Origin of the sequence: Nonomuraea sp. MG754425 (genome assembly GCF_021699195.1) — a bacterium.
Lineage (GTDB): Bacteria > Actinomycetota > Actinomycetes > Streptosporangiales > Streptosporangiaceae > Nonomuraea.
In genome coordinates this window covers 1-11,403 of record NZ_SSXE01000036.1, presented here as the reverse complement: position 1 = coordinate 11,403, position 11,403 = coordinate 1, and the positions used below count along the sequence as shown (strand labels likewise).

Annotated in this window: 12 protein-coding genes; 5 read left to right on the top strand and 7 right to left on the bottom strand. The window is 68.6% G+C overall.

Annotation, left to right across the window (positions count from 1 at the left end; genetic code table 11):
- Position 1 precedes the first annotated feature (1 nt).
- The 5 genes from FAF44_RS15325 to FAF44_RS15305 form a co-directional block, all read right to left on the bottom strand.
- Positions 2-790 carry a hypothetical protein gene (locus tag FAF44_RS15325; protein ID WP_237103819.1) on the bottom strand — a complete coding sequence of 263 codons (789 nt, stop codon included), beginning with the start codon at positions 788-790 and terminating at the stop codon, positions 2-4.
- 204 nt (positions 791-994) lie between these two features.
- Positions 995-1,435: a response regulator gene (locus FAF44_RS15320; RefSeq protein ID WP_237103818.1), complete on the bottom strand. Its 441-nt coding sequence runs from the start codon at positions 1,433-1,435 to the stop codon at positions 995-997.
- Positions 1,432-2,598: an ATP-binding protein gene (locus FAF44_RS15315; RefSeq protein ID WP_237103817.1), complete on the bottom strand. Its 1,167-nt coding sequence runs from the start codon at positions 2,596-2,598 to the stop codon at positions 1,432-1,434. Before FAF44_RS15315 ends, FAF44_RS15320 begins: the two co-directional genes overlap by 4 nt.
- A complete protein-coding gene (locus FAF44_RS15310; RefSeq protein WP_237103816.1) occupies positions 2,595-3,707 on the bottom strand; it encodes a PP2C family protein-serine/threonine phosphatase in 1,113 nt (370 codons plus the stop codon). The genes FAF44_RS15315 and FAF44_RS15310 overlap by 4 nt, the downstream gene beginning before the upstream one ends.
- A 56-nt stretch (positions 3,708-3,763) precedes the next feature.
- A complete protein-coding gene (locus FAF44_RS15305) occupies positions 3,764-4,693 on the bottom strand; it encodes a LysR family transcriptional regulator (protein WP_237103815.1) in 930 nt (309 codons plus the stop codon).
- Between the two features lie 131 nt (positions 4,694-4,824).
- On the opposite strand from FAF44_RS15305, the gene FAF44_RS15300 reads away from it, so the two are divergent.
- From FAF44_RS15300 to FAF44_RS15290, 3 genes are read left to right on the top strand one after another with little or no spacing between them, the layout of a single operon-like run.
- On the top strand, positions 4,825-5,580 hold the full coding sequence (locus tag FAF44_RS15300) for a succinate dehydrogenase cytochrome b subunit (protein ID WP_237103814.1): 756 nt from the start codon (positions 4,825-4,827) through the stop codon (positions 5,578-5,580).
- Positions 5,577-7,502: a fumarate reductase/succinate dehydrogenase flavoprotein subunit gene (locus tag FAF44_RS15295; RefSeq protein ID WP_237103813.1), complete on the top strand. Its 1,926-nt coding sequence runs from the start codon at positions 5,577-5,579 to the stop codon at positions 7,500-7,502. The genes FAF44_RS15300 and FAF44_RS15295 overlap by 4 nt, the downstream gene beginning before the upstream one ends.
- Positions 7,499-8,239 carry a succinate dehydrogenase/fumarate reductase iron-sulfur subunit gene (locus FAF44_RS15290; protein ID WP_237103812.1) on the top strand — a complete coding sequence of 247 codons (741 nt, stop codon included), beginning with the start codon at positions 7,499-7,501 and terminating at the stop codon, positions 8,237-8,239. The genes FAF44_RS15295 and FAF44_RS15290 overlap by 4 nt, the downstream gene beginning before the upstream one ends.
- Before the next feature lie 85 nt (positions 8,240-8,324).
- Here FAF44_RS15290 and FAF44_RS15285 read toward each other — a convergent pair whose 3' ends face one another.
- Together FAF44_RS15285 and FAF44_RS15280 are read right to left on the bottom strand one after the other, a co-directional pair.
- On the bottom strand, positions 8,325-9,257 hold the full coding sequence (locus FAF44_RS15285) for a hypothetical protein (RefSeq protein WP_237103811.1): 933 nt from the start codon (positions 9,255-9,257) through the stop codon (positions 8,325-8,327).
- Positions 9,258-9,827: 570 nt separating this feature from the next.
- Positions 9,828-10,634 carry a UTRA domain-containing protein gene (locus FAF44_RS15280; RefSeq protein ID WP_237103810.1) on the bottom strand — a complete coding sequence of 269 codons (807 nt, stop codon included), beginning with the start codon at positions 10,632-10,634 and terminating at the stop codon, positions 9,828-9,830.
- A gap of 196 nt (positions 10,635-10,830) precedes the next feature.
- On the opposite strand from FAF44_RS15280, the gene FAF44_RS15275 reads away from it, so the two are divergent.
- A complete protein-coding gene (locus FAF44_RS15275) occupies positions 10,831-11,181 on the top strand; it encodes a hypothetical protein (protein ID WP_237103809.1) in 351 nt (116 codons plus the stop codon).
- Positions 11,172-11,357 (top strand): hypothetical protein, encoded by a 186-nt coding sequence (locus FAF44_RS15270; RefSeq protein WP_237103808.1) that lies wholly within the window; start codon positions 11,172-11,174, stop codon positions 11,355-11,357. The genes FAF44_RS15275 and FAF44_RS15270 overlap by 10 nt, the downstream gene beginning before the upstream one ends.
- Positions 11,358-11,403: the final 46 nt, after the last annotated feature.

Below are 11,403 nucleotides of genomic sequence, written 5' to 3'. Positions count from 1 at the left end.
CTTACGCGTACGGGAAGGCGATGATGCCCTTGGCGACCAGGCGGACGTACAGGTCGGCGCCCATGACCGAGAACATCGAGGCCCACGCGAGGGGCTGGTGTTTGGCGTTGAGCTTGGAGACGAACGTCCAGGCCCGGTACCTCAGCGGGTGACGGGAGAAGTGGTTGAGCCGGCCCGCCGTGATGTGCCGGCAGGAGTGGCACGACAGCGTGTAGGCGTTGATCAGGATGGCGTTCACGATCAGGATCCAGGTGCCCAGGCCCAGCGGCTTGTGCACGAGCGCCAGCACGGCGTCCCAGGCCAGGATGAGACCGATGAGGATGGCCGCGTAGAAGAAGTACCGGTGCACGTTCTGCATGATCAGCGGGAAGCGGCGCTCACCGGTGTACTTGCCGTGCGGCTCCTGCACCGCGCACGCCGGCGGGGACAGCCAGAACGAGCGGTAATAGGACTTGCGGTAGTAATAGCAGGTCAGCCGGAAACCGCCGGGCAATGCCAGGATCAGCAGCCCCGGTGACAAGGTGTACCAGTCGCCGATCGGCGCCCAGCCGAACAGCCGCGCCCCTTCAGGGCACGTCACCTCGGCCAGGCACGGCGAGGCGAACGGGGCGATGTAGGGATCGACGAAGATGCTGTTGTCGATGATCGCCCATACACCGTAGACCAGGAATGAGCTGAGCCCGAGAAATGTCAGGAACGGGGTCAGCCACCATCTGTCCGTGCGCAGGGTGCGCACCTTCACTTGCGCACGCTGCCGTCGGACCGGAGCGTCGGGCGTCGTCTGGGTCATCGCGGACCTCTCCACCTCCCGCGGACCCTTCGCGCAGGGGGTCCGTGGTTTCGTTTCGCTGAGCGCGCTCACACGGCGGCTGATCCGCCCGGGCGCGTATTGGTGGGGGATACGTTACGACGACCGCATCGAATTTTGTGAGCGGGGTCACTCACTTTTTCGATGACTGACTGTGATTCCTGTCACCTTCGTGCGTCAGGCCCGCTACCCCTGCGTCGGCAACTTCACTACAGTCACAAAAAAATCATCAATCTGCCGGACAACTCGGATAAATTGCTCGAAATCTACAGGTTTCGCCACATATGCATTCGCATGTAACCGGTAGCTGTGCAGGATGTCCTCCTCCGCCTCGGAGGTCGTCAGGACCACCACGGGAATCGTCCGCAGCTCCGCGTCCGCCTTGACCTCGCGTAACACCTCCATCCCGCTCATCCGCGGCAGGTTGAGATCGAGCAGGATCAGGTCGGGACGCGTCGCGTCGGCGTAGCCCTCCTCCTGACGCAGGTACGCCATCGCCTGCTCGCCGTCGTTGACCACGTTCAGCCGGTTGCGCACCTTGTTGAGGTCGAACGCCTCCTTCGTGAGCAGGATGTCCCCCTGGTCGTCCTCGACGAGGAGCACGTCTATCGGCCGCCATCCGGTCATCGAGGGCCTCCCGTCGCGGGCAGTGTCCAGCGGAAGGTCGCGCCCCGGCCGTCCGTGTCGTCACCGGGATCGCTGTCGGGAGCGCCGTCGAGCCAGAGCCGGCCGCCGTGGTACTCGACGATCTTCCGGCACAGGGCCAGCCCGATGCCGGTGCCGGGGTACACGTCGCGCGCGTGCAGGCGCTGGAAGATGAGGAAGATGCGGTCGGCGTACTTGGGCTCGACCCCGATGCCGTTGTCGGAGCAGGAGAACTCCCACAACTCGCCGTCGCGTCTGGCCCCGACGTGCACGCGCGGCGGCTCCTCCGAGCGGAACTTGACGGCGTTCTCGACCAGGTTCTGGAAGAGCTGGGTGAGCTGCGTCTCGTTGCCGTTGACGCGGGGCAGTTCGTCGCGGGTGACGACGGCCCCGGCCTCCTCGATCGTGGCCGAGAGGTTGTCCAGCGCCCGGTCCAGCGCCGCGCCCGAGTCGACCTCCGACCTCTCGCCGGTGACCCGGCCGACCCTGGAGAAGTCCAGCAGGTCGTTGATCAGCAGTTGCATGCGCTTGGCGCCGTCCACCGCGTAGTGGATGTACTGCCTGGCGCGCTCGTCGAGCTGCGGGCCGTAGCGCTGCTCCAGCATCTGGGTGAAGCTGGCGACCTTGCGCAGCGGCTCCTGGAGGTCGTGGCTGGCCACGTACGCGAACTGCTCCAGCTCGCTGTTGGACCTGCGCAGCTCCTCGGCCTGGTCGGCGGCCGTCCGCCAGGCCGAGACGATGCGGGCGCGCATGGAGTCGATGTGGCTGGACAGTTCGGCCAGCTCCGCCGGGTGATCGACGTGCAGGCGGTGGTCGAAGTCGCCCGCGGCCACCGTACGGACCTGCGCCGTGAGCCGGCTGACGGGCTTCAGCAGCGCGTAGTGGACGACGGCCCCCAGCGCCACGCCCAGCACCAGCAGCAGCGCGAACAGCGCGATGAGGATCACGATCAGCAGGTCGAGCTGGGCGGCCACCTCGGTCCGCGGGTCGAGCAGCGCGGCGCGGGCGTTCAGCGTCATGACGATGGCCGCCCCCGCCGCGAGCGTGACCCCCGCCAGCGCCCCCACCAGCAGGAACCAGCGGGCGGCCGGCAGCCGGCCCAGGCCGGTCGGCTCTCTGGGGGGCGGCAGCGGATTGATGCTCATCGGCTCCTCCTGCGGACCATGACCACCGCCAGATCGTCGCTCAGTGTGCCCACGTGGGTGATGAGCCGGTCGAGGTCGACCCCGCCGTGCTCGCGAACCAGGCCGACCAGCCCCTCCACGCCCAGGAACCGGCTGGGCCGGCTCGACGCCGCCTCGATCAGGCCGTCGGTGTAGAGCATCATCGTCCACTCCGCGCCCAGCGGGACGTCGATCACCGGCCACCGCGCGTCCTGGAAGATCCCGAGCGGCGGGCCGGAGGGGGTGCCGCGCACCACGTCCACCGTGCCGTCGCGGACCAGCACCGGCGGCGGGTGGCCGACCACGCGCATCCGGGCCGAGGCCAGGTCGGGGGCGATCGTGGCCATGCAGAGCGTGGTGAAGATCTCCGGGGCCTTGCGCTCGGCCCGCAGCAGGGCGTCGAGCGTGCGCAACAGCGTGTCGCCCGTCTGCCCGGCCAGCACCAGCGTGCGCCAGGCGATGCGCAGCGCCACGCCGAGCGCGGCCTCGTCGGGGCCGTGCCCGCACACGTCGCCGACCACCACGTGCACCGCCCCGTCGGGGGTCTGCACGGTGTCGAAGAAGTCGCCCGCCAGGGTGCCGCCGCTGCCGGGCAGGTAGCGGGTGACGTGCTCGATCGCCGCCGTACGCAGCAGCGGGCCGGGCAGCAGGGCCCGCTCCAGCCGCGCGTTCTCCTTGGCCGTCAGCTCCGCCTGGACGAGCTTGAGCTGGGCCAGGTCGGCGCGCTTGCGCTCCATCGAGTACGTGATGGAGCGGGCCAGTAGCCGCGCGTCCACGTCACCCTTGACCAGGTAGTCCTGGGCGCCGGACTGCACGGCCGAGACGCCCACGTGCACGTCCCTGAGCCCGGTGAGCACCAGCACGGCCGTGTGCGGCGGGGCCACGGCCAGCACCTCGTCCAGCGCCTCCAGCCGGCTGGCGTCGGGCAGGGAGAGATCCACCAGGACGCACTGGATCTGGGGGGTCAGCTTCGTCCTGGCCTCGCGCAGGCTGCGCGCCCGCAGGATCCGGGGCGGGGCCTCGGCCTGTTTGAGCAGCTCCTCGACGAGGAGCGCGTCACCGTCGTCGTCCTCGATGAGGAGCAGGGTCAACGTTTCCGAGAGATTTGCCGTCAACACGCCTCTCCGAGAGTCGGGCCTCTTGGTGCTCATTCTGCGATGAGCGCGACCCCTTGCGGAAGCGTGCCTTCGTGACCGGCTTCGACCACGAAGGACAGCAGGGTCTCCCTGAACGCCTGCGCGGCCCTGGTCGGCTCGACGTCCTTGCGGTGCGCGAGCGCGATCGTACGGCTCAGGCCGGGCGGGGCCAGTGGCGTGCCCAGCAGCCCGGGACGCCCGTCGAGCACCATCGACGGCACCACCGCCACCCCGAGCCCTGCCTCCACGAACCGCAGCACGGCGTCCATCTCCCCGCCCTGCACCGCGAACCTGGGCTCGAACCCGGCCTGCCGGCAGGCCGCCAGCGTGGCCTCGCGCAGGTCGTAGCCGCGCCGGAACATCACCATCGGCCTGCCCCGCAGGTCATCGATCCGCAGGTAGGGGCCCTTGATCTGCTCGTGGGAGGGCGCGACGACGACGAGGTTCTCGTGCAGGATCTCCTCGGTCACCAGCGCGGGGTCGTCGCTCTGCAGCGGCATGATGATCAGCGACAGGTCGAGCTGCCCTCTGGCCAGCGCCCTGACCAGGTCGCGCGAGCCGCCCTCCTCCACCAGCAGTTCGATGCCCGGGTACGTGCGGTGGAAGCGGGCCAGCGCGTCGGCCAGCAGCCCCGCGCAGAGCGACGGCGTGGCCCCGAGCCGCACCCGGCCGCCGCGCAGCCCGGTGAGCTGGGCGACCTCCTGCCTGGCGGTGTCGGCGTCGGCCAGGATCCGGCGGGCGAGGGGCAGCAGCGCCTCACCGGCGGCCGTCAGCGTGACGTTGCCGCGCGCCCGCGAGAACAACCGCGCGCCGAGATCCTCCTCGAGCGCCTTGATCTGCTTGCTGAGCGACGGCTGCGCGACCCGCATGCGCTCGGCCGCCTGGGTGAAATGCCGGCTCTCCGCCACCGCCACGAAGTACGCGAGCTGCTGGAACTGCATGTGATTTTCCTCGCACCGGCGCGGTATAAGAAGCTGATAAAGCCGCGCCTACCCGCATCATAGCCCAGGGCTATCGAAACCAGGCCCATCATGACTTGGACGGATCATCGCTGGATACCTAGCGTTCAAACGTGACTGCCACGATAGAGCGCGGCTCCGCCACCGCGCCTGTTAACACCCCTGCTGCCAAGAAGACACCAACACGGAAGAAGCCGGGCGGGTTCCTGACGTCGTCCAACGGCAAGAAAGTCGTCATGGCCGTCACGGGCGCCGTGATGGTGGGCTTCCTCGTCCTGCACATGCTGGGCAACCTGAAGATCTTCTTCGGCCGCGACTCCTTCAACGACTACGCCCACGCGCTGCGCACCCTGCTGGAGCCGATCGCGCCGTACCGCTCGGTGCTGACGATCCTGGAGATCGGCCTCGTGCTCGCGGTCGTCCTGCACATGTGGGCCGCGATCTCGCTGTCGTACCGCGCGGGCAAGGCCAGGCCCGTCAAGTACGTGGCCAAGAAGTCGCAGGCCAACGGCTACACCACGCACATCATGCGCTGGGGCGGCCTGACGATCGTGTTCTTCGTGATCTGGCACCTGCTCGACCTGACCTTCGGCGTGGTCAACCCCAAGGGCTTCGACTCCGCGCCCGCCGACCGGATGATCGCCGGGTTCGACCCCTCCCGCTGGTGGGTGACGCTGCTCTACCTCGTCGCCGTCGTCATGGTCGGCCTGCACCTGCGGCACGGCATCTGGAGCGCCTTCCAGACGCTGGGCTGGGCCAACCGCGACCGCAACAAGGTCCTGCGCGCCACGGCCGGGCTGATCTCCATCGTCCTGGTGGTCGGCTTCCTGGCCCCGCCCCTCGCGATCACGTTCGGAGTTGTCAAGTGAAGTTCACCGAAGGTCCTGAGATCAGGGACACCAAGGCTCCCGAAGGACCCGTCGAGGAGCGCTGGGAGAAGCGCAAGTTCGGCGCCAAGCTGGTCAACCCGGCCAACAAGCGCAAGCTCAACGTGATCGTCATCGGCACCGGCCTGGCGGGCGGCTCGGCCGCGGCGACGCTGGGCGAGCTGGGCTACAACGTCAAGTCCTTCTGCTACCAGGACACGCCGCGCCGCGCCCACTCCATCGCCGCGCAGGGCGGCATCAACGCCGCCAAGAACTACCGCGGCGACGGCGACTCGATCTACCGCCTCTTCTACGACACCGTCAAGGGCGGCGACTTCCGCGCCCGCGAGTCGAACGTCTACCGCCTCGCCCAGGTCTCGGTGAACATCATCGACCAGGCCGTGGCCCAGGGCGTGCCGTTCGCCCGCGAGTACGGCGGCCTGCTCGACACCCGCTCCTTCGGCGGCGCCCAGGTCTCCCGCACCTTCTACGCCCGCGGGCAGACGGGCCAGCAGCTCCTGCTCGGGGCCTACCAGGCGCTGGAGCGGCAGATCGCCGCCGGGACCGTGCAGATGCACACCAGGCACGAGATGCTCGACCTGATCGTCGCCGACGGGCGGGCGCGCGGCGTCATCGTGCGCGACATGGTCACCGGCGAGATCGAGCGCCACCTCGCCGACGCCGTGGTGCTGGCCTCCGGCGGCTACGGGAACGTGTTCTTCCTGTCCACGAACGCCAAGGGCTGCAACACCACCGCCATCTGGCGGGCGCACGAGCGCGGCGCGTACTTCGCCAACCCCTGCTACACGCAGATCCACCCGACCTGCATCCCGGTGTCGGGCGAGTACCAGTCGAAGCTCACGCTCATGTCGGAGTCGCTGCGCAACGACGGCCGCGTCTGGGTGCCGCTGCGCAAGAACGACGAGCGCGCCCCCGGCGACATCCCGGAGGAGGAGCGCGACTACTACCTGGAGCGCATCTACCCGAGCTTCGGCAACCTGGTGCCGCGCGACATCGCCTCCCGCGCCGCCAAGAACGTCTGCGACGAGGGCCGCGGCGTCGGGCCCGGCGGCCTGGGCGTCTACCTGGACTTCCGGGACGCCATCAACCGCCTCGGCCGCGACGCGGTCGAGAAGAAGTACGGCAACCTGTTCGAGATGTACGAGCGCATCACCGGCGAGAACCCGTACGACGTGCCGATGCGCATCTACCCCGCCGTCCACTACACGATGGGCGGGCTGTGGGTGGACTACGACCTGCAGTCCACGATCCCCGGCCTGTTCGTCATCGGCGAGGCCAACTTCTCCGACCACGGCGCCAACCGTCTCGGCGCGTCGGCGCTGATGCAGGGCCTGGCCGACGGCTACTTCGTGCTCCCCACCACCATCGGCGACTACCTCGCCGCCGGCCCGTTCGGCGACGTGGACGACGAGGCCGTGGCCCAGGCCGAGATCAGGGTCCGCGACAAGATTGACCGCCTGCTCGCCGTCAACGGCACCCGCACGCCCGACTCCTTCCACCGCGAGCTGGGCAAGCTCATGTGGGACTACTGCGGCATGGAGCGCACCGAGGAGTCGCTGCGCAAGGCGCTGGAGCGCATCCCCGAACTGCGCGCCGAGTTCTGGCAGAACGTCAAGGTGAGCGGCACCGCCGAGGAGCTGAACCAGGTGCTGGAGAAGGCCGGCCGGGTGGCCGACTTCTTCGACCTGGCCGAGCTCATGTGCCTGGACGCCCTGGTCCGCTCGGAGTCCTGCGGCGGCCACTTCCGCGCCGAGTCCCAGGACGCCGACGGCGAGGCGCTGCGCGACGACGAGCACTTCGCGCACGTCTCGGCATGGGAGCACGGCGGCGAGGACGGCCCGGTGCTGCACAAGGAAACGCTCGAGTACGAGTACGTCAAGATGACCCAGCGGAGCTACAAGTGAACCTGACCCTGCGCGTATGGCGTCAGAGCGGCCCCTCGGACGCGGGACGCATGGTGACGTACAAGGTGGAGGACGTCTCCCCGGACATGTCGTTCCTGGAGATGCTGGACGTCCTCAACGAGCGCCTCATCGTGGAGGGCGACGACCCGATCGCCTTCGACCACGACTGCCGCGAGGGCATCTGCGGCATGTGCGGCATGGTCATCAACGGCGTCGCCCACGGCGAGCAGCGCGCGACGACCACCTGCCAGCTCCACATGCGCCACTTCGAGGACGGCGCCGAGATCACCATCGAGCCGTGGCGCGCGGCCCCGTTCCCGGTCGTCAAGGACCTGGTGGTGGACCGCAGCGCGTTCGACCGCATCATCCAGGCGGGCGGCTTCGTCTCGGTCCCGGCGGGCTCGGCCCCGGACGCGCACAGCGTCCCGGTGCGCAAGGAGGACGCGGACGCCGCCTTCGACGCGGCCACCTGCATCGGCTGCGGCGCCTGCGTCGCGGCCTGCCCGAACGGCTCGGCCTCGCTCTTCACCGCCGCCAAGATCACCCACCTCAGCCTGCTGCCGCAGGGCCAGCCGGAGCGCCTGTCGCGCGCCAAGGCCATGGTGGACCAGATGGACAGCGAGGGCTTCGGCGGCTGCACGAACACCGGCGAGTGCACGGCGGTGTGCCCGAAGGGCATCCCGCTCGACACCATCGCCCAGATGAACAGCGACTACCTCAAGGCCAACGCCAAGTAGAGCCGTTCGCGGCGAGACACCGGACCCGCCCGCGCACGAGCGCTCCCTTACCGGAGCGGCCCGGCGCGGGCGGCTTCGTGTGGTCTCAGCGGGCCGGACGCAGGTCGCCGTCGCGTCGTACCCAGCCGAGGAACACGCCGTCGGGGGAGTGCGCCGCCAGTGCCGCCGCGATCGAGGCGTGCAGGGGCGCGTCGTTGGGCAGGGCGAGGTGGCGGACGTCCGGCTCGTCGTAGAGGGACAGGTCCAGCCGCGCCCCCGGGTACCTGCGGACCCCGGCGACGACGGCCGTCTCGCCCGCGTGTGACAGGGTGACCGAGCGGAGCCTGGACCAGGGGTGCTCGTCGATGCCCCGCGTGGTGACGGAGAGGACGCCCATCGCCCTGGCCTTCCGGTCGATCCGGACGTATCCGGCGACGCCGATGACCACCACCAGCACCACGCCGACCATGAAGGCGATGTAGTCGGGGGCGTCGACCCCACGCCCCGCGGGCAACATCGCGCCGATGACGCCGACCACGATCAGCACGACCGCGCCGATGACGAGCATCAGGCAGCCGAACATGCCCCGCTCCTGCCTGAGCGAGGCGGACCGCAGGTCGAAGGCGGTTCCGTCGGGCGGCTGAACGACCACCCGCGTCTGGACGGTGGACAGGCTCCACCGTTTGACGTCCTCACGGCGGAGCAGCACCCCGCCGGCGATGCCGCACAGCGCGGACGCGACCCCGATCAACTGCGACGGGTACACCTCGCCGCCGGTGATCCCGACGGCCAGCACGAAGCTGACGATCATGATCGGGCCGAGGATGAGCAGCGCCTTGCGCATGAGCCCGATCGCCATCGGCCCGCCCATCCAGACCCGGGCCACCCAGAAGTACCAGACGCAGGTCCAGAACACCCCCGCGAAGATCTCGAAGGGCGCGGAGTCGCTCGACCAGACGAGCACGATGCCACCGGCGAGACCGACCCAGAGCACGGCGATCAGACCGACGGCCAGCTTGTGGGCGAGGGGTCGCTGCATGCGCGGCATCCTAGCCTTCCCGCCCCATTCGGGGACGTTTCCCCTGATGCCGGAGCGTCTCCCGCCCGACACCGTCTACGGGGACGTGACGACACTCTCCGCGTCGATCGTGAAGTATCCGTCGTGCCTGGTGCACTTTCCCGGTGGAGTGCCCATCAGAGGGTATTCCGGGTGGTCTTTGACGCTCCACGATCCTCGATCCCGAGCCGTGGGTCATGATGGCCGGGTTGGCTCCGACCGTACTCAGGCATAACCCGGTCGTGCACGGCTGGGGGGAAGGCGACCGCTGACCAAGTGCGACAAGTGTGCGAGAAGGCGGAGTTGCTTGGCTCTCCCGGTTGAGCACCGAAGCCGAACTCCCGAAAAGGGGTGCCAGGGAAGCTCTGGCACCCCTTCTGACCGGCTAGAACCTGGTCGGGACGACAGGATTTGAACCTGCGACCCCTTGGTCCCCAGGCACATCACGCGGGGGCGGGACCATGGCAAATGCCCGTCCAACCTGGGGATATGATCCTTACGAATCCCTTGGAGTCCAAGGCCGTCCATCGCGATCGTCACTCAGTTGGTGACTCAGAATTCGTCGTGGCCTGAGACCTGGCCAATGGGGAAAATGTGCCGGTTCGCCGCGCAGATCGTCTCCAGGATGTGAACAGGTGTGCCCTCGGTCGAATAGCTCGCACGAAGCACCTGAACCACCCACTCGCTCGACTCCAGCTCCAGAGTCTCCCGCTCGAAGGCGGTCGGTGGCCTGGCGGTCAGGTTCTCCTCCGCGTGACCGAACGCGTAACCCAGGGCGATCAGCGCGGACTGCAGGGACGGCTTCACGAATTCCGGTTCGGCCAGGCGGGTATCGCCGAACAGGTCCGCGCGGAAGTAGCTCGTCGCGATCCGCACCGGCACGTCATTGGCGGTCATCAACTTGCGCCGCGCCACGATGTCCGTACCGGGCTCGACGCTCAGGCAGGTGGCCACATGATCGCTGGCGGGCTCCAGGCCGACGTAAAGCATCCGGCGGTCGGCCCTGAGCCCCTGTCGCTCCGCCTCCGCCAGGAACAGGGACTTGGAGCCCCGCACGGCGGGCTCGGTCGGCAGCGCCCGCTGCACCAGCACCCGAGGAGCCGGGGACGCGGGCCCCTCCGGCGCACGAGCCGTCGGCCCCTTGCGCATCTGGGAGATGCGTCCTGGCGAGACGCCCAACCGGCCTGCGATCTCCTCCAAGCTCATACCGGACTCACGCGCCTCCGCGATGGCCTGCCGCCGCATCTTGGCAGCCTCGGCTACCAATCCCTGTTCTTCGGTCATAAGTCGGCTGAGGAGACGGGCCCGTTCCACAGGCTCACTGACCTGCGCGACTTCCCTCAGCGTCTTCAAGTCCATCCGGGCGTTGCCTCCTCAGCGACCGACATTCGGCGCACTTTAGCCCCCCTATTGCGAGGGCTTGGTGACAGCCCTACCTTCGACTTTAGCCCCCCTAAAACGGGGCCTCAAGCAGACCCCATCTACGGGACAAATGGTGCGGTAACACCGCCCGCAGACGAGGGTCTGAAGCATCGAGAGCTTTGGGGCGTCAACGATGCACGACCAGATTATCGCCGTGCCCAAGAACGGCAAGAAAACGCAAGCCGCGCTGGCTGCAGAGCGTCTGCGCCAGACCTTCGAGACCGAGCACGGCATTCATGCGGACGTACATGAGGGCTACGGCCTCGCCCTGGTGTCGGTCTGGGTGGGGCTGGTGGTGTGGTGTGACGGTGAGCGGTACTGGTGGCGAGTGGGTTGGGACGCCCGCCGCAAGCGCGTGCTGTACGCCCGTCATCCGGCCATCGAGCCATCACAGGCTGCGCGCCGGATCGCCTTCCACTGCGCCCAACTTCGAGAGCCGCATGCGCTCTCTACGCCGATCGCCGGAGCGCCGCCGTGCGCGTGACCTTGGAGCAGTTGATCAGGGCCTACCCGTCGTGGCGCATTCAGGACCTGGCTGGAGGATGGGTGGCCATGCGCAAGAACCTGGTTCCTCGCGCAAGCGGGCTGTCCAACGTCCGTTGCGGGGTGACGTTGGCCGAACTGGCCGCGAACCTGGAGGCGGAGACCAGGCTGAAGTGATCCCCTGCACTACACCCGGAAACCACCACGGGCAGCGACCCGGGCG

Bases quoted from the DNA above. Each gene is read 5' to 3' on its own strand.
- FAF44_RS15325 (WP_237103819.1), bottom strand. From the start codon at position 790: ATGACCCAGACGACGCCCGACGCTCCGGTCCGACGGCAGCGTGCGCAA.
- FAF44_RS15320 (WP_237103818.1), bottom strand. From the start codon at position 1,435: ATGACCGGATGGCGGCCGATAGACGTGCTCCTCGTCGAGGACGACCAG.
- FAF44_RS15315 (WP_237103817.1), bottom strand. From the start codon at position 2,598: ATGAGCATCAATCCGCTGCCGCCCCCCAGAGAGCCGACCGGCCTGGGC.
- FAF44_RS15305 (WP_237103815.1), bottom strand. From the start codon at position 4,693: ATGCAGTTCCAGCAGCTCGCGTACTTCGTGGCGGTGGCGGAGAGCCGG.
- FAF44_RS15285 (WP_237103811.1), bottom strand. From the start codon at position 9,257: ATGCAGCGACCCCTCGCCCACAAGCTGGCCGTCGGTCTGATCGCCGTG.
- FAF44_RS15280 (WP_237103810.1), bottom strand. From the start codon at position 10,634: ATGGACTTGAAGACGCTGAGGGAAGTCGCGCAGGTCAGTGAGCCTGTG.
- FAF44_RS15275 (WP_237103809.1), top strand. From the start codon at position 10,831: ATGCACGACCAGATTATCGCCGTGCCCAAGAACGGCAAGAAAACGCAA.